Consider the following 21,327-nt stretch of genomic DNA (forward strand, 5'->3'; position numbering starts at 1 on the left):
AAAACTCGATGTGCCGGTCACCTGCCGCTTAGACACGGCCGATGAAGTGCATGTCTACCAAGCGGGCGGGGTACTACAGCGCTTTGCACAAGACTTTTTGGCGCAATAAAGCATAAAGTGAGTGAAGGCTTTGAATGCCTTCACTCACTTTATCTAAATTACCCCAAACTCAGGTTAAACTACTTTATGTTGAGGTAGCCAATCGCTGCATAACTCACCCCATTTTTCCCATTCTGCTTAACTTGATATAATGCATCATCGGCGTATTTTAGCCCTTGTTTAAAAGTACAGTTCGGATTACTTAATGTCACTAAACCAATACTTACCGTTACCCGATGTTCGGTAAAATACTCCTCGACAGAGTTACATATCCTTGTTGCTGTCAGTACGGCTTCATGTTGCGTTGTGTTCGGCAATACAATCGAAAACTCTTCGCCACCTATTCGTCCAAATATATCGCTTTTACGTAATTTACTCGAGATTAAAGTACAAAAGGCCTGCAGCACATTATCGCCAGTACAATGACCATAAGTATCATTAATATGTTTAAAATTATCTAAGTCTAAAATAAGCATACTGAGTGATTGACCATTAATATTTGACTGCGCCATCTGCGTTTCGGCAAGTTGAAAGAAATAGCGTCTAGTGTATATGCCAGTCAGCCCATCGTAATACGCTAAATCCTCAAGCTCCTTCTCGCGCGCCTTGCGTTGGGTAATGTCACTGAGGCTCCAAATAATAACTTCACTATCACTACGATGCTTGTTTGCTGCAAGTTCAAGCCAACAACACTCAGCATCGGCGTTTATGAGTGCAACGTCGAGCGACAAAGACTCAACAAACTGAGAAGTACTGAGGTAATGTTTAATCTTCTCTTTAGATGTATCATCAAAAAAAGAAAGAAAAGGTTGGTCAGAGAGCATTGATTGATTAAGCAGTTTGCTTGCTTTTGGGTTTGCGCAGATAGTTAGGAGGTCTCTGTCTGTCACAATGAGTGCGCAAGGGCTACGATCAAAAAATATTTTAAACATTGTGCTATCAATCTGCTTTGCTTCTTCGAATAGCGACATCGTTTAACTTCCTTGTTGATAGATGTTTTCTTATGTGAATCTAAGCATAGTAACTCTTCTAATATTCTTCAAATCAATACGCTACTGTTCTCCCAATGAGTTTGGAGGGGCGAATTAGTGTTTTGATCTGTACAAACAACTAAATCAATTGGCAGATATGCACGCAAAAAAATGTGACGATACCTATCAATGAATAATGGTCTATAACAGCTTTTTTAAGTGTTTGATGGGGATTGCATAGGTAATCGCACTTGGGTCAGATAACAAGGATTCTTTGGTAGATTTGACTAACACTTTATTGATGACCGCCACGACCTCACCCGTTTGTGGGTCGAAAACGGGGCTACCACTATTGCCAGGATAGGCAGTGGCGTCAAGTTGATAAACATTGTAAGGGTTTTTAAGCGCTTTCAATTGCTTTATTGTAAGCGATTTTGTGTTTTTTGCGGGCGTAGCAACAGGAGTAATGCTAGATATAATCCCTCTGTGTGTGACAGGATTAAGACCTAGTATTGCGCCGATAGGGAAGCCGGTAAAAGCAAAAAGTTCGCCTTCTTTTACATGTTTTGATGATAAAGATAACGGTTTGAGTGGCTTGCCTGATATTTTAATCACAGCCAAATCATGCTGGGTATCAAGTTGCTCGACGTTTGCATAGCGCATTTCTATGTTTGCCCCTTGTCCAATATATATCACCAGTTTTTCTTTTTTTGCATTGAGGTTGGATGGGATGACATGGGCATTGGTTGCGACTTGATGCCCATCTCCAACGACAAATCCTGTCCCAAGTATGTTCGATGTTGGTGATGAAAGGCGGTTGTATGTCCCTATCGCAACAATCGAAGGCTTTATTTTTTCGATGGTATTAGGTAAGCCTGCTGCATGAGTTGAAGAGACTAGTGATAACACGAAAAGGTAACAGATGTAGAGTAATCCTTTTGTCATAAGTATTCATTCCCAGTTGTGTCCGATTTAGAAAGGTACTAAATCGGACGATGGTTTCGGTTTGAATGTTTATTGACCTGAACGGCTTACCTGACTTTCAAGTTCGCTCTTAGCTGCAACCAATTGAGGGTCTTTAGTGACGATCTTCGACAACACGTCACCAGCTTGTTCTAATTGTTGATCTGAAAGCAGCGCTTCAGCAAAATGCAGTGCAACTTCGGCACTTTGTTGGTTACGATTATAGGCTAATTCAAGAAGTTCTAATGCTTTACTGATGTTACCTGACTTAAGTAAGCAATAACCGTAGGTATCGGCGATTTGATAGCTCTGACTAGCCACTTCATGTGCTTTTTGTGCGTATTTACAAGCGGTATCAGTTTGGTTTTTGTCTAAATAAAGCCAAGCAAGGTTGTTGAGCGCAATCGCGTTTGTGGGGTGCTTAGTAATAATATCTTCATATTGCTCAATTGCTTTGTTGGGCGTCGACTCGATATGCAATTCAGCCAGCTTGAGCTTTAAAGGCGCAGCAGACTCACCATGTTCGTCAATGACGCTGTTTAAGAAATCGATGGCTCGCTGCGTTTGCCCGCTTAATTGATAAATAGCGGTGAGCTCTTTGGCTGTCTGTAGGTTTGGTAGGAGTTCATAGCGTTTCTTTTGTACTTCGACTGCGGCGTTATAGTCTTCTTTTGCGATGTAAATCAGTCCCTGAAGACGCAGTACATGAGGGGTTTTCTGCACTTCATCAGGCAAGGTATTTATCTTGCGTGTTGCTGATTTAAGATCGCCCTTTTTAATCCGTAGCTCTACTTCTATTAAAGGAAATAGGATGTTGTTAGGGAAAATCTTTTGAGCCTTCTTGGTGAGTTTTAAACTTTCTTTGATATCATTATCGTTGCTGGCTAAATGAATACTTTGTATGTAAGGGCTTGGATTATAAGGTTCTGCAGAGATCCAGTTTAGATAGCTCTTCTTCGCTTCGGAACGCTCCCCCAATGAAAGGTAGAGTCCGCCAAGCAGCTTCCAAACTGTTGCATCTTTGTCAACGCTAGGTAGCGCTTCAAGCAAATGAATCGCCGCTTGTTTGTTGCCGGATAATGACAATGCATTGGCTTTTTGAATTTTTAAATGGCGATTAAATGGATCTGCTTCAATTTGCTCGTCGAGCAGCACAAGTGCGTCTGGTAGTCGCTTCATTTGATGACTGTAATCAATGAATCGTCCATTTACTTTATGGTTGCTTGGCATCTGTTTTTTGGCTTCGATGAGTAAAGCTAATGCGTTCTCAGTGTTGCCAGTATCGAACTCAATGGCTGCGATCTCAACGATAGACTGGACATTATTCGGGTTAATTTTTCTAACTTGGTTAAAATAAGATTTAGCGGCGTCAAGTTGCCCTTTCTCTTTGGATACGAGACCTTTAACCATTAATGCGCTAATATCATCTGATTGGTTGGCGAGCCAGTTATCGGCGATCGCATCAGCCTCATCCCACTGAGCACGAGCTAAATAGTAGTTAATTAGCCCTTGCTTCGCATCTTCGAGTGAAGGGTCACTATGTAAAGCGGATTGCAGATTTTCTACACCGGAAGCATCATTGTTGGAAAGCTTGATCAAGCCAACCGTAGCTTCAGCCTGACTGTTATTGTTGACAGAAGCTTTTTGGGCCAATTTCAAAGCGGATTGATGTTTTCCTACTTTAGCCAGCTCTAAACTGGCTTGAGATACAAACCGGCTGTCTTCTGGCGATTTGATCTCATAGTTATTAAGCGATTCAATTGCTTCATCAAAATAACCCAACTTGAGCTGAGTGGTGCTGTAGAGGCGATGGACGAGGTGATTGGCTGGTAATTGTGGGGCAATTTTAGTAAATATTCTGTGCGCTTGTTCGTATTGGCCAAGTTGATATGCGGACACCCCGGAGATCGTTGACGCACCAAGACTACTCGATCCATTATTTAATGCACGATCGGCATGAACTTTTGCCGTCGCATAATCTTTTTCCGAATATAGAATCATGGCTTCAAGTTCGTTAACTTGAGGAACTTGATTATTTATTTTTAGCAACTGTTTTACCATGGGTTTTGCTTCGGTAAACCGATCGGCATGAACCAACGCATTCGCCATGAAAAATAATGCATACTGCTTTGCACCTGGTGAAATTTTGTACCAATGAGTGTAGCTGTCATACGCTTTATCAAATTCTTTCTTTGCTAGTTCTATATGGCCTTTTAGTTTCCAAATATCGCTATTCGAATTCTCAGATGCTAAAAGTTGTTTGACTTCTTGATAAGCCAGATCCTTTTCATTGCTCGCCGTTAGATATGTTGCGTGGGCGAGTTTGGCATAAACGGTTTCTTGACCAGCCTGCTCTATTAACATTTTTGCGCTATCAAGATTGCTTAATCTGATTTCGGCCATTGCGGCGATAGCGAGTATATCGGAAGAGGAAGGGGAATCACTAAGCTCAAACTCTTCGAGAAGTAACACTACTTCGTCGGATTTGTTTTGGTTTAGCAATGAACGAGCCAGGAGTGGCAAACTTTCATCGATGTTATGACCATATTTTATCGCCCTAGATAGTTCTTTTTCAGCATTCGCATAGTAACCCTGTTCGAGATAGATCTTCCCTATCATAAAGCGAGCTAAGCCATCTTCAGGGGATTTCTGGATAGCATTTTTCAGCTCAATCATGGCAGCGTTAGTCTCGTTTTTACTGAGGTACACTTTAGCACTATCAATGTATTTGTTTGCAAAGCCCTCTTTCGAGAAAAGTAGAGTCGCAATTGTCAGTCCAACTAGAGCAAGTCGGTTAGGTACAAAATCCATTTCATATGACATGATATATCTCGGCATTAAAAAGTTTAAACATTTTTAGAATAGACGCTATTAGTTAAATGTATAAATTTTCATTTATTTTTAAGCAAAGGGATGATGTTCAACCCATAATTGGATGGTGTGACTGAATCGTGCAATGGCAGTTTCATGCAAATTCGAGGAGATGTCGCCAGGAAGACGAGACCCAAATGGATGGGCCACGTAATATTTAAGGATGAATTTTGAATAGTTGGCAGCGGAATAATATTCAGTGTGAGATATACAAAAAACCAAGTAAGGAATGGCTGAGTGAGGCGTGGTGTGATTTAGAGTTGCACGCTAAACCCAGTTTTTTCCTTACGTGGTTATGGATTGGTTCTTGGTTAGATTGTTTTGTTAAAGATTTTGCGGTGATAGAAGCACGGAAAAATAATAGAACAGTTGGATTGGGGATAATTGTGACTCAATCCGAGCACTTTCTTTTTATTTCCTTTAAAAGCAAACACTTTCTTCACCGAACAGGCATCCCTGCACATGATCAGATTTGGATTGAGTACAATGATTTTCTCATGGATGCAGAGGATGAAGAGGCAATTCGCGCTGCTATGATTGAACGCCTTACCTACGAAGTAGATAAGACTGATGCGATTGTCATTGGAGCCAGTGACAATACCAAGTTTGATTATATTAGCCGCTTAGGGTTAAAGAAAAGAACCGTGTGGGAAACCAATAATTACGCCCTCAACTTAGAAGAGCTAAGGGAAAACGATCAGTCAGTACTTCAATTTTTATCACGTAACTCTCGGTATCAGATTGTAAGAAGTATCAAGAAGTATAACGAGATTGGTGATATTACTTTGGAAAAGGCGAGAACCTTCGAACAAGCCAAGGAGATGTTACAAATTGCGAAACCGCTTCATTTGGCTCGATGGAATGGTGAGCATTCTCGAAGTGGATTCTCTAACGATGATTTCATTGCTTTCCACGAGCGTTTGATTGAACAAGGTATCCATACTGGCGCAGTCGAGCTCTATCACATTAAAGCAGGTAACGAGACCTTGTCGGTCATGTACAACTTTAGGCACGACAACCATATTTATTTCTACCTATGTGCGATCAATTATTGTCGCAGCAGTAAGCAGTATAAGCCTGGTCTCGTTTCGCACTATTTACTGATTAATAAGGCATTAGAAGAAGGTATCTCCTCTTACGACTTCATGGGTGGAACGGCGAGATACAAAGAGACATTTTCTAATACCAAGGGAGAGTTGTCGGTTAATCAGTACGAACATCCAAGCTCATTGCTCATGTTGGAGCACGCTTTTCGTAATACAAAACTTTGGATTAAGAGCCGAATCAAGGGCCCAACTAAAGGAGGGCATCGCCATGAGTTGTAAACTATTAATTGGTGGACCGAAATGAGTGAATTGCACTAGGAGTATTGTGGAATGCTCGCCGATTTGAATAAAAAGATTGCGATTGGCTACCTTTGGAACCTCTTAGCAAAATGGTTGAACAGAAGCGTAGGCTTGATATGCACGCTATTGCTAGTCAGGATCTTAGAACCAGCAGATTTTGGTATTGTCGCGTTAGCCAGTATCGTTATGGCCTTTTTTGTCATGCTTTCCAACGCTGGTACTGACAAATACTTGATAAAAGCAAAACTCTGCTCGGATGAAATGCTAGATAGCGCCTGGTCACTGAATATCACATTGAAGCTCGTTTGCAGTATGACGTTAGCCATGTTGGCAAAACAATTGGCAGTCTATATGAATGAGCCCGCATTAGTAGACGTGTTACTAGTATCTTGTTTAATTCCGGTGTTAAGCGCATTCAAAAACGTGGGTTTGGTTAGATTTGAAAGAGAACTCAATTACAAACCACTCACTCAACTTTCCGTTACCGTTAAGATAGCGGTTGTTCCAGTGACGTTAGCGTTGGCGCTGTATCTTAAAAACTACTGGGCTTTGGTGATTGGTCTGATCGCCAGTGAAGTTATGACGGTGATAGGGTCGTATATGATTCATCCGTATCGTCCCAAATGGTCAATTAAGTTATGGCATCAACAATGGTCTTTCTCTAAGTGGCACTTGCTGTCCATGACGAGCGGTTACTTGCGTTCGCGTATCGATGCCATCTTGCTCGGGCGTTATTTAACCAGTAGTGACGTGGGGATCTATCGTGTTAGTCAAGAGTTTGCCTGGCTTCCTTTTACTGAGCTGATTGCACCAGCAACAAGCTCGATGTATTCGGGGCTAACGCAAGTACGAGAAGATAGGGAACAATTGAGTAATAGTATCTTGAGATATTTAGCTATTTCCTATCTTTTGGTTGTTCCTTCTGTGCTCGGCATCTTTGCATTGAGTGATCTTTTTACAAATGTTGTCTTAGGCCACAAATGGGCTGAAGCATCGCCGATAATAGGCATGTTAGCCATACTTATGCTGTCAATGCCATTAAACATATCTTTACAGGCGGTTTTAACGAGTTTATCGAAAATAAAGTATCTGATTCTGCTCGATATAATAATGATAGCTGCGGTTGTGAGCATAATCATCTGGCTATCTAGAAGCGGCAGTTTTGAACTATTGGTCTATACCGAGTATCGAGTTCTACTGGTGGGTTTGTTTATATTTTTGCTATGTCTGTCCTATAAGGCTCTTGTTGGTATGTCCGTTCTTCGGTTAATGCTAGTTGTTCTTGCTCCCATGCTTCCTGCCATGGTGATGGTGCACGTTGTGACCATTATTGAAGGGCTGCTTGATTATCCAGATGTGATAAATCTAATGATTTTGATTTTGGTTGGCATCTTAGTTTATGCCCCACTTATGTTAGTGGTAATTTTCTCCTCAAAACAATGGCTCGACGAATATGCTTTTATATTGAATGTATTAAAGAAAATTAGACCTTCAGTACAGAATGGATGACTATACTTACTGGAAAAGTAAAACAGGGATGGTTGATAGCCTTAGTTGCCACAGGAATTATAGAAGGTAAGGGTAGTGAGAGCACGGAAAGCGGAAAAGGCGCTTCAGATAACGGACGATTTTGAAGCACAAACAACAAAAATTAAAAAGGAATCGCCGACGGTTCTCGTTTTAGGCGAAGACACGCGTAGCTTTCTTTCGGTGATACGCTCCCTTGGTAGGGTCGGCTATACGGTGCACGTAGTGTGCTATGATCGAAAAAGTGCCTCATTACAAAGCAAATACATATCGCAATCATTCTTTTATAATTATCAAGCCTATACGCATGAACAGTGGCTAGCCAATGTGTTGTGCTTGGTTGAAAGGTATCATTACGACGTGATTTTTCCTTGTGATGAAAGAGCAATCTACCCACTTTGGAAGATAAGGGGTAGCTTACCTGTAACCACTAAGCTCGCCATCGCCAACCAAGAATCTCTTGATGTTCTTTTTGATAAGTGGAAAACGAAAAAAGTCGCGCGACGGTGTCAAGTCCCTGTAGCAAATGGAAACTTAATCAAACATTCTCAATATGACTACCAGCAGTTGAAAAATGAATTTGGAGAGAAGTTTGTACTTAAGCCGCTGCAATCTTTTGAAATGACGTCTTTAGAGAAAAGAAATAAAGTTGTTATTGTTAATGCAGAACGAGACTTTACAGATTTCATACATTCCAATTCGGACAGTAAATATTGCTTAGTTGAGAGCTACTTTAAAGGGAATGGAGAAGGGTTATCTGTTCTTTCATTGGAAGGAAAAGTTCACTCTGCATTTTCTTATAGAAGATTGGCAGAGCCGTACTCTGGGGGAGGAAGTTCCTATCGAGTTAGCACGGAAATTGAGCTAGAACAACTAACTGCAGTAGAGGCGATTTGCCGTGAAACAAAGCTAACCGGTTTAGCAATGTTTGAGTTTCGAAGAAACCTACAAACCAATCAGTGGATTTTAGTCGAGGTCAACGCAAGAGTGTGGGGCGGACTTCCTTTAGCGGAATATGCCGGCGTCGACTTTCCGAGGATGTATGTTGATTACCTCTACCATAATGTTGAACCCTCAATTACAGGCAAATATTCTGCTGGTATCACCGCCCGATCATTGACTTCTGATCTGTATGAAATTAAACGTGAAAGCGAAAAGTTCTCAAGAGAAGGAGGGCGTTTAAAAGCATTAACACATATGGGGTCACGTCTCGCTAAAATAATGCGATGTATTGCACCTAAAGAAAGCATTGATAGTTTACGCATTGATGATCCCAAGCCATTTATTGCAGAAGTAAGAAGTATTAGAACAAACATTACCAATCCTATCCTCAAAAAAAATCGTTATCTCACGCTTTATCGTAGATGGAAGGTCAAAGGTCAACTACGAATGTTACTGTTAAGTAACCCGAGAAGAAGAGTCGTTTTTATATGTTACGGCAATATTATTCGAAGCCCGTTTGCAGAAAGATATTTTTCCAATCTATTAATCTCAGATGAACTAACTTTGCCGATTGACTCCTTTGGTTTTCATCAAAAAGAACGAAGAACGAGTCCAAATATCGCAAAAATAGCGGCACAACAGATGCAGTGTGATTTAAATCATCATACTTCTAAATGTTTGAGCCAGCTGGATCTTAATGAAACGGACATCGTGATTTACTTTGACGAAAAGAACCGACATGCCATTAACACAAGTTACCGAATCCACCATGCATACTGCGCTGCAGATTTTCTAGACAGCCGTTATCCCGACCTTAGTGAAATTGAAGATCCGTATGAGAGTGATGTAGAGACCATTGCTGAGTGCTACAAAAAAATAACAAACGCATTGAATAACTTTATTGAAATTTATAGAGAGGCGAAGCGATGAGAAAACTAAAACTGAGTGTCGTTATACATGCTGAGGAAGAATTTGATTGGGATGGGGGCTTCTTCCGGTCAAATACGAGAGTAAATCATGGTACTGAGTTGATTGAGTTGGTCGATGAAATAATAAAGGTGGGTGGCAAAGTAACCTTAGCCATGGATTACCCTTTCGTTACAAGCGATGATGGGAAAAAGGTCATCCAACATTTTAAGCCGTTACAAGGAAACAAGATAGAATTTGCGACGCACTTGCACCCCTGGGTGAACCCTCCCTTTGAACATGACCAAAATGAAGTAACGAATCGATATTCTTTCCCCGGGAATCTGGCTCGGGATATGGAATTTAATAAAATCAGAGTGCTCACAGAAAAGATAGAAGAAGAAACCGGAACTCGACCTGTCACATACCTTGCGGGAAGATATGGTATTGGCACAAACAGTGCGGAGATACTCAAAGAGTTAGGTTATAAAGTAGACTTAAGCATCTCCGCTTACTCCAACTTTTCTCATGTTCAAGGTCCGAACTTTGTCGACTATACCAATCAAATACATACCAAAGACGGTCTGACGTATATCCCCCATACTTGTTCAATGGGCGCGATAAGCAAACGGCTTGAAAAACACTTAAACCTTACGCCTTCGACCATTGGCTTTATACAGCGAAACAAGACGTATCCTTTGATTGCACGGATGTTACGAATCAGAAAATACCGTTTGTCGCCGGAAGGTTTTTCTTACCCACTTATGAAAGCGATGACTGAGAGCCAAATGAGTATTGGTCAGAACGAGTTTGTGGTTTCCTTTCACTCGCCTAGTGTAAAAGTCGGCGGGACTCCGTATGTGAGAACAGAAAAAGATTTAGATAATTTTAAACAAGCACTATTTCAATATGTTGACTGGTTCAATTCCATTTCAGGTAGTTCCGTTTTTTTGCCTAGTAGGGTGTGTGACAATGATAAAATTAAAAATTTTTTTTAACAAAACAATGTATGTGAAGAGATATTATTATAAATCTATTATGGAAATATAAAAATCTTAGATAATTAATTGATCGGCAGAGCACCGTAGTAGTCAATATTGAATGATCGAATAGATAACGGTATTAATAAATTAAGTTAGGTGTAAAGTTGAATGTTCAAAAAAAATTGATAAATGCATATTTTTGGAATGTGTTTGGAAAGTGGGGTGTTCGTACTATTGGCATTGGTAGTACTTTAATCCTTGTACGTCTGATAGCTCCTGAATCGTTCGGTATTATTGCATTGGCTGGAATTTGTATTGGTTTCTTTGAAACGCTTCAGGCAATTGGTATCGACCGTTATTTAATAACTAAAACTAGTCTTAGTCCCGAGGATATGAACTCTGGATGGACGCTTAATATAATATTAAAGTTAACGATTAGCTTGGCTTTGGTTATAGCTTCACCTTATATGTCTTATTACTTTGATGAGCCAAGGTTGGATTTGGTTATCACAGTGGTAGCGGTTAATGGTTTTTTTTCTTCGTTCAATAATATTGGGTTGATCAAACTTAAAAAAAACCTAGAATTTAAGATGATTTCTTATCTTGAGTTGGTTGTTAAAGTTATATCGACAGTGATAACTGTAATTTTTGCTTATTTCTCACCAAACTATTGGGCATTGATTGTTGGTAGTGGCGCTTCTGTCTGGATATATCTTTTTGGTAGCTATATTATATGTGATTACCGGCCTAAGTTTAGATTTAAGTTTGAACGTTCGATGTTTTCATTTTCTATATTTATCGTATTTAGGAATGTTCTAAGCTATTGTAGAAACAGGGGGGATACTTTTGTTGTCAGCAAGTTATTTGATGTGTCATCTATTGGTAAATATAAGGTAGGGTTGGATTTTGCCATTATGCCGTTCTCTGAAATTATTATGCCTGCTGGTCAGGCAATGTTTCCAGGTATGGCTAATTATAAAAATAATAAAAATGAGTTGTTGGATAAATCTTATAAGTACTTAGCACTTGTATATTTATTCCTCATTCCAAGTGTCGTGGGTATTTGGTTTATTGCGCCGCAATTTTGTACTGTTATACTTGGCGAGAAATGGAGTGATACCGCACCTATTATGTCATCGCTCGCTATATTGATGATCGCTTACCCTATTAGCGCAATGACAAATAATCTGTTTGATTATTTAGGAATGCCAAAATTTGGTGTGTTCAATGATCTTTTTGGATTGATGTCATTATTATTCATTGCAATATCATTTACATTTGATGGTGTTGACCAATTCTCACAATTTAGAGGTTATATTGGTTTGGCAACTTTCTTGTTTGCTATTATATTTGCAAGGATTACGATAAGCTTTTCGATAAAGAAAATGTTAGAGATTATAATTGTTCCCGTAGCAGCATCCTTTTTTATGTATATTGCTTTATCTAGTGTATACTTTGATAACAGTATGACATTGCTTGGCATGCTTTCTAATGTTTTGTTTGGTGCAATGGTTTATACATGTTGTTTATTGTTTTTAATTGCGATATTTAAAAGTTACTCGGATGTTTGGTGTTTTTGGTATGCGAAAATAATAGACGCATCGAATGGTTTAAGAAATTTTAGAAAACCATCTTGAAAGCCATAAGGTAAGTCTGTCACTAAACCGTGACTAGTTTTTTACCTGCAGGTCTTTTTTACAGTCAACATATATAAATAGTTGTTTGATATAGATAACAGTACCTATGTTTTTATTTGATTAACTTTTTCTATTGGTGAACGATGCTAAATTGCCGTAAGCAAGGCATCAAGGACAAGCTCTTTGGATATTTTTCATTGACCAACCAATTACCCGCCGAGAGAACAGGTCTACAACTACCGCCAGATACAGCCAGCCTCCGTGCGTTTTGATGTCTGTAATATCAGTTACCCATGATTGATTGGGCGCGTGCGGGTGAGCTCTTGGGCGAGCTTGTTAGAAACAATGATGTTTTCGATACCACCTTTGGCGCGTGGCTTTCGATAGACTCTTTGCGACTAAATACCTTCTCGCTTCATTAGACGATGAACTTGGTTAATTCCACAAATTTCCCCTTCATCTCGCAGGTCACTGTAAATTTTTCGATAACCATACACACAGCCTGACTCTAGTCAAATTGCTTCATCAGTCCAAGAATAGGCGAAATTTGTCTAGGAGATCGGTGGCAGTCCAATCATTGGCTCTAATAAGAACTCATCAATGTTTCATCTCTTAGAACGTGTTGCATGAGTACTGTTCAAATGCTTGAAAGTGATCGCATACCCTCTGAACGATTAAAGCTATTTAGGCCCACTGTAGTATGTTTCTTGTTCAGTTTGGCTTGGGAGGAACAATTATGGCAACAAAAAAATTATTCGCCTGTTTTTTATTGGGCGCTATGTTATTGGGGTGCAAAACTACCCTTATCGATCAGTCTTTTACGGCTGATACGAGTTGGCAAACGATAACATTAGACAATGGACTCATTCTTCATATAAAAGAAGTACCGGGGGAAGCGGTATCGACGCGCTTGTTGGTTCGCACTGGTTCTAGAGATGAAGCGGATGACCAAAAAGGTTATGCGCACTTTCTTGAACATATGGCGTTTAACGGCAGTGAGTCCTTTCCTAAAAATGAGATAGTCGTTCTATTCGGTGAAGACGGTGTCGCGTTCGGCCAGCACCTCAATGCTTTCACTACACATGCGAATACCGTCTATCAGGTGGATCTTCCTTCTGATGACAAACTTACCAACGCCTTAACCTGGTTCAGAGAAATTGCGACTTCACTGTCTCTAGATCCTGAGGAAGTGTCTAAAGAGCGGGGCGTTGTTCTGGGAGAAATGCGTTCTCGATTTCAAGCACATGGAAATCCAGATTTTGAAATTTACCAATTAATTGCAGAACAGTTATACGATGCCAAAGGGGATGTTATTGGCAACGAAGACAGTATTCAAAATATCTCAGAGCGCCGATTGAGAGATTTCTACCAAACTCACTACACACCAAATCGCAGTGAAATCTTTATTGCTGGTGATGTTGACTCTACTTCGGTGATTACCGAGGTGGATGCCATTTTTGGCCAGTGGTCTGCACCAGAAAAAGGGGCTCCTACCAAGAATATCTCACCACTTAAACGCTCAAATAGTACCGTTCTCGGCGGCAATGACGGTTCATTCCCATCAACGACCTTACTGTTGGATCTAGGTGCAAACCCAATGGTGTCGGCAGCTGATTTTGAAGACTTTGCAGCGGCGAGCATCTTGTCTAATGCCATCAGCACGCGCTTGAACGATCGGGCGCGTGATTTGAACGTACCCATTCAAAATACTCATGCAGTTCTGATTCAATGGTTTGAGCATATGGTGATGAAAATCCATATCTCCTATGAAGCGCAGGACCAACAAAAAGCAATGCAGTTTTTGGGTAAAGAGCTGGCAACGTTGAGAGACCATGGTTTAAGCACTTTGGAGCTGGATGCACAAGCTAGTGCTTTCCTAAAACTCGAATCAACCTTTGCGGACAACTACACGGCACGTAACTTTGCCGAGGATCATGTCTTCTTTCGTATGATAGGCAGACAAACCTTGTCTCCTGAGACTTACAAGTCGTTGTCTGAAGACTTGGTCAATCGTGCTGACAAAGCGTGGTTTAACAAGAGGCTAACAAGTTTGCTTGAAAGTGATGATATCCAAACTCTCGTTACCATCGATCGTCATAACTTTTTCACTGAAGCACGACAAGAACAATTGGCTTTCGTTTCTGATATGGAGAAAACGTTCAAGCAGAGCGGCAAAGCGCTAATATTACCGGAAGTACTATCAGACTTTCCCCAGCCAAGTAATAGCGGTGAAATCGTGTTAATTGAGAAGCTCGACCCCAGCACGACCAAGTGGCAACTTAGCAATGAGGTAACGGTTTACCTAAGGCATATGCCGAATGCTGGCGATGAAGTTCACGTTTATGCAGGCTCAAAAGGTGGACTGGCAGCCCTTTCGCCTTCACTTCGTCCCGCTGGCGATTTGATTGTAGGAGCTTATGCTGAGAGTGGTCTTGGAGGTTTTTCCTCCAATGATTACAATCGTTTGATGCTCAAAGAAAATGCTTATCTTGAACCAATCATTTGGGAACATTTGCACGGTTTCTATGGAGCATCAACCAAAGCCTCGTTGCCTTTGGTCCTTGCCTCCATTTATCAAGGCTTTCAGCACGCAACACTTGATGAAGAGATGTTTGCCCGTTACAAAACGCAATTTATAACAGGCAGTCGGCAATACCTCGAATCGGCGGATGGAAAGGCGTTTAAGGCAGTCTCAAATGCAATTTATGATTCTGACTCCGTTCGCCATACGAGAGCGTTAGATGAGTATGAAAAAGTGACGTCTAGTGACGTGAAACTTGCCTATGAGCACCTCATGAAAACCAATCGTGGAATGGTATACGTCATCGCGGGAGATATCGCAGTAGACGAATTAAAACCACTGGCAAGAAAGTATCTGGCGGCTATGACGTTCAATGAGTTATCCGCTAATGAGCTCTATCAAGTGAAGTTAGATCCTAATGATGAGGAACTCACAATCGCGTTTGGACCGGCAGGTAATAATGTGGAGTTATTTTCCATGTTCGCGCGTAATGCGAAGGAGAAAACCACTAAGGATTATTTCTTGGCTGACATAGCAGGGCGTATTGTAACTTCCCGTTTGACGGAACAAGTCAGGGAATTCGGGAGTCTGGATTACTCACCTCACTCTTTTGTAATTTGGCCTGAAGGTGCAGACACCCAGCAACTGTTTATTGTGATCAACTCTTCTCTCATCAAACGAAAAGAGGCACGAACAGCCCTGAACCAGATTGTTAACTCTATTGGTAATGGAGCCACCATAGAAGAGTTCAACAGTACAACAAAGCAGTTATCTCATGCCCTACAAGATGGTTTATCTCAACCAAAAGAGCAGGCAAGAATGATGTTCAACTATGTACATACCGATGCCGATCCTTTGGCTGTGGTTAATCCTGATAGTGTGATTGATTCATTGAGTCAAGAAGACATCAACCAGTATCTGAAGGCGTTTACGTCAAAAACAGCTACTCGGATAGATGTAACTAACTTGCCATCAGGAAACTAATGATTATGCCGGGCATTGCCCCGGCTTTCTAATGTTGGAATGGATGAGAAAACTGATCACTCGAACAGAGGTTTGACATACTCTTAATAATTCATCAAAAGCTAATTTAACAAAGGCAGTGACAAATAAGTGTCCACCTTCGAGTCAGCCTATTGTCGGCAAGCATGTACTTACAGGCCACCTTGGAACAGAACCTGATATCCTCAGAATGACTTACCAATGGCAAAAAATTAGTTAAACTGTTAAACAGAGTTACAAAAGAAACCGATCTAATTTTTTCTGTTTATGAGTAAGATAAATGCAAAAAGATAGATTTTAGAGTGAAAAGTTAGATATTTTTTGTGTAACCCTTGTGCGTAAAAGGATTCCTAACTTTTTTATCTAACTTTATGTTAAGGATATTTTTTTCATCCCACCACTTGAAATCGGTCGGAGATCAGACAAAAAACGTATTTGTAACGTAAGCGACTGTTTCGCGCCACATTTACCTAAACAAAACCAAATGATATGTAAGCGTCTAATTAGTATAAAGATGTTCAATAAATGCCCATAAGCTACTAAGGAAACCATCATGAAGAAAGTACTCATTATTGTAACTAACCATGCGAAGCTTGGTGAAACTGACAAAGCAAACGGAACTTACGCACCAGAGCTAACGCATGCGCTTAGCGAGCTACTCGATGCTGGCTTTGATTACGACATTGCTTCGATTAAAGGTGGTCAGGCACCATTATATGGTATTGATATCGAGAGTGATGCAGTAAATGCGAGAATCTTAGCTGATGATGATTTTCAAAACCGTATCAACAACACGATTCCAGTGTCACAGATTAACGGCGATAGCTATGACGCAATCTTCTATCCAGGTGGTTTCGGTCTTCTTTCCGACCTAGCGAGCAACGAAGACTTCGCAAAAATCTCGGCAAAACATTATGAAGATGGCGGTATTCTAGCAGCCGTGTGCCATGGCCCAGGTGCTCTTCTACCTATCACGCTCAGTAATGGCAACAAGTTGCTCGCGTCTAAGTCAGTGACAGGTTTCACTCGTGAAGAAGAGATCGATTTTGGCACTATCAATGATATCCCTTTCCTATTGGAAGAGTTTTTGGCACGTAGTGCAGCTCGTTATTCTAAAGTTCAACCTTGGCAAGAGCTTGTGATTGTGGATGGTCGTGTTATCACAGGCCAGAATCCAACAAGTGCTCATGCCGTTGGTAAAGCCATCGTGGATCTATTGGCCTAAGCGATAATTAGGACTTAAACCGCACCTCGATGTGGAAACTAGTTCGATTAGCATTTCACTCCCACCACCACAGTTGGCACTTTTTGGCTATGAAATGTCGCCATTCGAGTTAGCTAACCGAGCTAACTCGAAAATGTCTAAGAGTTTTCTGTAATACGCACAACACAAAACCTTGGAAAATCCGCCCATCACGTAGTGTGTACCGGCGTTTTTCAAGGTTGTTGTCATCATTCGCTTAGTTATTAAGCGGCTTCTTTTTCTGGATTTAGATGAACCTCACCAACGGGTTCACAGATTCCTAATCTTGCCTGACCAACGCTCTGATGAAGTATTACTATTTGGCACAGCGGATCCTGAACGTCTAAGTTGCTACCGCCAATGATACAAGGTTGCAGTGCTAATACCTTCCTCTTTTGCTACCTGGCTTACAGACATTGAATAAGGAGGTAGTAGCTTCTTCAATATCGCTTCTTTTGTTTCTGTTGGAATGCGATTCAAAACTCATTCATTACCACCCTAACCGGTTAAATTTTAACAGTGACAACAATCCTGTCAGATGGGGTTAGAGCACGTTTTTTAGGCTCTGGAACCGTCACTTGGGGATGATATAGAGCAAAGAATTTTTTCAAGATCGTGTATTTCGCACGCCTCGTTTCAAACTTCTCATGTTCCGTTCTTCTCCAGTACCCAATCAATTGCCGTTTCCCAATAGAATCAAGTCGCGCTATTCCCTCGTGCTGAAAAATATCGTTAATGATGGCGATAAACCGTTTCATCTGTTTTTTTTGTACGTCGATTTCTTCCCTTTCTTGGTATAGGGCAGCATACATTGATGAATAAGCGCATAAGTTTGATGGTGCATAACTTACCCCAGATAGTTGTTGGTAATGGAAATACGAGAATGTCCCAAGGCTTCTGCCACACATAAGCGCACCTGTTCGTCTCGAACTTTAGCTTCACTCTTTGAAATACTGAGCACACTAGCGAGATAAGCGTGATGTGATTGATGTGAAATGCCGCTTTGTACGGGACTTTTTACGCCCATGAGACGTTCGTACATAGCGTTAGCAAAGTGATGACGTTCTTGATGGCAATGCAAAGACTGAGATGTCAGCTCTCGATACACTTGAGATTGATACTGTGCCCAGGTTTGATGCTCAGGAATAAGGCTTGAATCTTTTCCTTGAACCATAACGGCACGTTGTAACGCTTCAATCTGTGAATAGGCATGAATTGGAACTTCTCTAGGTCGACCGCCTTTCGTTCCCTGTTCGATGCGAACATTCTGTTTTGTTAAGGCTTGGTTTAGAGCTTGTTTTGCATCCATCAAACAAGATTCTTTGAGGCGAAGCCCTAATTCTCTCTGTAAGTTGAGTTGAATCCCCAATCTTTCAGAAACGCTCTGTAACGCATTTTTGTGTGCATTTAGAGTAGCACTCTGGTCTTGGGTGGCTATCCCTGTTCTAGTTGGTAGTCCGGCCTCCCTGACGCCTTCTACGCGGCATTTGGTGTCTAATCTGGCGTTTTCCATCGCTACATTCACTGGAGATAGATAATTTTGAACGGTAGACGCTGATATTTCACCACGCTCGTAACGGTCATTAAGCTGCTCCGCAAACCCTTTTACATGGCATTGCTCCACTTTGCGTAAATCCTTAATGAGGTAGTTCTCTTTCAAGAATCGAGTAAAGGCACGTAGTGCGCTTTGCACCGTTGCATTGGACGCATAGCCATTACCTTTCATTTGGTAGGCGGTCATGAGCGCACGAGTCGCGTCACGGCTACGTAGCCCAAAATTTCGGACATTAAGATTTCTGTTCATCGATGTTCCTTGTTTCTTTTCCTTGTTTGCTTGTTGTCTCGCCATGCTCGTCTAGGACGTTAAGTTAAGTGATTACGCACATTTGATTGCGGGGATATCAGCTTGTTGTGCTTCAAGAATGGGCTTATTGCATCCCTCTGATACCGGCGAGTTTAGAAATATTGTCTTTGGTGAACATGCCTAGGGTTTGCATCGAACACGCTCTATTTCAAACGAGTTCGCCCTAGCGCCTATGCTCTGACTTTTTGGTTTTTAAGCTCCTTTCGGAGTGGTTTTGAGGTGGGTGAGAGTGGCTTTCGACCCTAAAACGACCAGAGATCCTTTTCTGAAGGCGCGAGCGAAAAAAGCTCGAAGTAAGAAGGCAAAAGGATTTTTGTTCGATCTAGAGGCGATAGTTAGCCTGTCGTCTAATTGCTTTTTTTCTAAAGCTATTAGACGAATCTCAGTGGAATTAACGAGCAAAGTCGTCGTGGTATTCGAGCGCGATGTTCTCGAATGGATTTCAAAAATGAACTTGTGCTCATGATTAAATGAGAAATCGTAGTTGGTTTAAAACTCGCTACGAAGCGTTGGATGTGAACATTGTTTGCTTCTCTTAGTAGAAGTAAACAAAAATGTAACGTACATGTCGAGTAAAGACGTGTTTTCAGACAACTGAAATGACAAAAAATAGGTGTAAGAAGCGCAGGCTATCATGGTTCATGATGTCCTAAGCTCTTTGATTTGAGCAAAAGTTGAAATGGCATAATGGACACTTATATCAATGATATTGACCATTATGATCCTCATCGAGGATAAATTTTATCTTAAAAGCAGAGGTGCGGTGTCGCTGCTTTCGCCGCCTAAGCGATCTCGACGATTCTCGTCCGACATACTACCGTTTCCGGCAACCACGTTGTAGCCTCTAAAAGAGGACTTTAGATGCTCCAAGTAGGAGCGTTTAGTGACAATCCAAATAGGGCTATCGGCTAAAACTTTCATACTTCACTCACGCTATCACGAAGTTAAAAATTTCCAAAACACTTGATTTAAAGAACGTGATTAAGGTGTTGAGTTTGGAAGTTTGAAAGTAGTGTTACTGTGGAGCAAAAAGGAATAACAACGCCATGCTTCATATTATTCAATTTATTAACGCCATTTTTGTCGTGTGTCTTTCGTTGGTAACGGTTAGTGACAATGCTCAGTTTTGGTTGAAGTGTATAATTGGTGGATATGCATTTATTCTTCTGGTATTCGATGTTTGCCTTTCAAAGTAAAAATGAAAAAGGATAACGACGTTAGGAGGTGTTTGTGAATGGTCTATTTGTGATTATTGGTGTCGCTCTGTTGATCAGTATTTTTGCTCTTTACTCGCCTCAGATAAGCGCATGGTGTGAGAGGCAGCTCGCTAAGAAAGATGACAAAAGTGCCCCTTAGAGGACGTTTTTTGTTTCAAACGAACGCTCTGTTTTTTGCCTTGTAAATCGCTCTGAGAGCGTCACAAACTTACAGTCCGATTTATGGGTAAGTAGGGCTTAGTGAGCGCTTCTAAACCGCATCTGATGCGATTAATGCGCTCTGAGGGGTGTTTTTGATAGCAAACTCGCCCGTTTAACATAAAAGGAATAATGAACACCTGGTTTGATTGCCACAAGAAAGTCTTTCTCAAATTATGCGCGTTCTTGCCATCTAATTTTTCTTTTCTCTGAGTAACTTATTGATATTTAATTGAGTCATTAGAGAAAAGGCGGCATTATAGGTGAATAAAAAATGGCATTTAGCCGTTTAATAAGCGTTAGCTGTATTCATTAAAGGCAGGCATACATGGAGAGTAAAATGTGGTTTAAAGACGTGGAGTTAGAAGCTGAAAATGTAAAACTTGTGCCCTTAACTATGGAGCATAAAGATGCATTAGTGGAAGCGGCAAGTGATGGTGAACTTTGGAAATTATGGTTCACATCTGTGCCAAGTGCAGAAAGTGTTGCTGATTATATTTCCACGGCGCTAAACCATAAAGCCAAAGGGTTATCTTTACCTTTTGTGGTTATCTCTAAATCAAGCGGTAAGGTTATCGGCTCAACTCGTTTTTGTAATGCAGACTCAATAAATCAGCGGGTAGAAATCGGTTACACTTGGTATAGCAAAAGCTATCAAAAAACATCATGTAACACAGAGTGTAAGTTACTTCTTCTAACTCACGCTTTTGAAAGTCTCGATGCCATTGCAGTTGAACTAAGAACAAGTTGGCATAATCAAGCTTCAAGAGCAGCTATTGCCCGTTTGGGAGCGAAGCAAGACGGAATACTTAGAAATCATCAGAAAATACTAAATGGTGGTTATCGAGATACTGTTGTGTTCTCAATCATCAATACTGAATGGCTCTCAGTCAAAGCGGGTTTAGAGTTTAAGCTGTCAGCACACAGCTAACAAACGACTATGGCGTCAATAGCTAATTTTTCGCTATGTTCTCATCCCACATGACGCCATCTCTTAACATAGAATTTAGTATCACAACCATCTTGCGAACGCAGGC

14 protein-coding genes and 2 pseudogenes are annotated in these 21,327 nt (G+C 40.9%); 9 read left to right on the top strand and 7 right to left on the bottom strand.

Annotation, left to right across the window (positions count from 1 at the left end; translation table 11 throughout):
- Positions 1-179: 179 nt before the first annotated feature.
- The 3 genes from AK965_RS19690 to prsT form a co-directional block, all read right to left on the bottom strand.
- A complete protein-coding gene (locus tag AK965_RS19690; RefSeq protein ID WP_099081181.1) occupies positions 180-1,070 on the bottom strand; it encodes a sensor domain-containing diguanylate cyclase in 891 nt (296 codons plus the stop codon).
- Between the two features lie 201 nt (positions 1,071-1,271).
- Positions 1,272-2,015: a serine protease gene (locus AK965_RS19695; protein ID WP_099081182.1), complete on the bottom strand. Its 744-nt coding sequence runs from the start codon at positions 2,013-2,015 to the stop codon at positions 1,272-1,274.
- A gap of 69 nt (positions 2,016-2,084) precedes the next feature.
- Positions 2,085-4,856 (bottom strand): XrtA/PEP-CTERM system TPR-repeat protein PrsT, encoded by a 2,772-nt coding sequence (prsT, locus tag AK965_RS19700; RefSeq protein WP_172438202.1) that lies wholly within the window; start codon positions 4,854-4,856, stop codon positions 2,085-2,087.
- A 218-nt stretch (positions 4,857-5,074) separates the two neighbouring features.
- Between prsT and AK965_RS19705 the strand changes: the two genes are divergently transcribed.
- From AK965_RS19705 to AK965_RS19725, 5 genes are all read left to right on the top strand, one after another.
- The gene (locus AK965_RS19705) at positions 5,075-6,229 is read left to right on the top strand and encodes a GNAT family N-acetyltransferase (RefSeq protein ID WP_099081184.1); all 1,155 of its coding nucleotides are present in this window, start codon (positions 5,075-5,077) and stop codon (positions 6,227-6,229) included.
- A gap of 51 nt (positions 6,230-6,280) precedes the next feature.
- Positions 6,281-7,759: an oligosaccharide flippase family protein gene (locus AK965_RS19710; protein ID WP_099081185.1), complete on the top strand. Its 1,479-nt coding sequence runs from the start codon at positions 6,281-6,283 to the stop codon at positions 7,757-7,759.
- Positions 7,760-7,834: 75 nt separating this feature from the next.
- Positions 7,835-9,649 carry an ATP-grasp domain-containing protein gene (locus tag AK965_RS19715; protein WP_099081186.1) on the top strand — a complete coding sequence of 605 codons (1,815 nt, stop codon included), beginning with the start codon at positions 7,835-7,837 and terminating at the stop codon, positions 9,647-9,649.
- Positions 9,646-10,623, top strand: a complete 978-nt coding sequence (locus AK965_RS19720) for a hypothetical protein (protein WP_099081187.1) — start codon at positions 9,646-9,648, stop codon at positions 10,621-10,623. The genes AK965_RS19715 and AK965_RS19720 overlap by 4 nt, the downstream gene beginning before the upstream one ends.
- A 149-nt stretch (positions 10,624-10,772) precedes the next feature.
- Positions 10,773-12,245 (top strand): oligosaccharide flippase family protein, encoded by a 1,473-nt coding sequence (locus AK965_RS19725; RefSeq protein WP_172438203.1) that lies wholly within the window; start codon positions 10,773-10,775, stop codon positions 12,243-12,245.
- Positions 12,246-12,440: 195 nt separating this feature from the next.
- Here the strand turns inward: AK965_RS19725 and AK965_RS20790 are convergent.
- Positions 12,441-12,757: pseudogene (locus AK965_RS20790) on the bottom strand (IS3 family transposase); the annotation flags it as partial.
- A 224-nt stretch (positions 12,758-12,981) separates the two neighbouring features.
- Here AK965_RS20790 and AK965_RS19740 point away from each other — a divergent pair.
- Complete coding sequence (locus AK965_RS19740) at positions 12,982-15,750, top strand: pitrilysin family protein (protein ID WP_172438204.1); 2,769 nt, start codon at positions 12,982-12,984, stop codon at positions 15,748-15,750.
- A 571-nt stretch (positions 15,751-16,321) separates the two neighbouring features.
- Positions 16,322-16,993, top strand: a complete 672-nt coding sequence (locus tag AK965_RS19745; protein ID WP_099081191.1) for a type 1 glutamine amidotransferase domain-containing protein — start codon at positions 16,322-16,324, stop codon at positions 16,991-16,993.
- Between the two features lie 372 nt (positions 16,994-17,365).
- On the opposite strand, the pseudogene AK965_RS19750 reads toward AK965_RS19745, so the two are convergent.
- The 3 genes and pseudogenes from AK965_RS19750 to AK965_RS20330 form a co-directional block, all read right to left on the bottom strand.
- A pseudogene (locus AK965_RS19750) lies at positions 17,366-17,491 on the bottom strand (transposase); the annotation flags it as partial.
- A 367-nt stretch (positions 17,492-17,858) separates the two neighbouring features.
- On the bottom strand, positions 17,859-18,815 hold the full coding sequence (locus tag AK965_RS19760) for an integrase domain-containing protein (RefSeq protein WP_172438206.1): 957 nt from the start codon (positions 18,813-18,815) through the stop codon (positions 17,859-17,861).
- An 801-nt stretch (positions 18,816-19,616) separates the two neighbouring features.
- The gene (locus AK965_RS20330) at positions 19,617-19,796 is read right to left on the bottom strand and encodes a hypothetical protein (RefSeq protein WP_143699963.1); all 180 of its coding nucleotides are present in this window, start codon (positions 19,794-19,796) and stop codon (positions 19,617-19,619) included.
- Positions 19,797-20,105: 309 nt separating this feature from the next.
- On the opposite strand from AK965_RS20330, the gene AK965_RS20865 reads away from it, so the two are divergent.
- Entirely contained in the window at positions 20,106-20,231 is a 126-nt protein-coding gene (locus tag AK965_RS20865; RefSeq protein WP_259343787.1) for a hypothetical protein, read from the top strand.
- Positions 20,232-20,630: 399 nt separating this feature from the next.
- Complete coding sequence (locus AK965_RS19770) at positions 20,631-21,221, top strand: GNAT family N-acetyltransferase (RefSeq protein ID WP_099081195.1); 591 nt, start codon at positions 20,631-20,633, stop codon at positions 21,219-21,221.
- Positions 21,222-21,327 lie beyond the last annotated feature (106 nt).

The organism is Vibrio sp. PID17_43 (assembly GCF_002608565.1).
Taxonomy (GTDB): domain Bacteria; phylum Pseudomonadota; class Gammaproteobacteria; order Enterobacterales; family Vibrionaceae; genus Vibrio.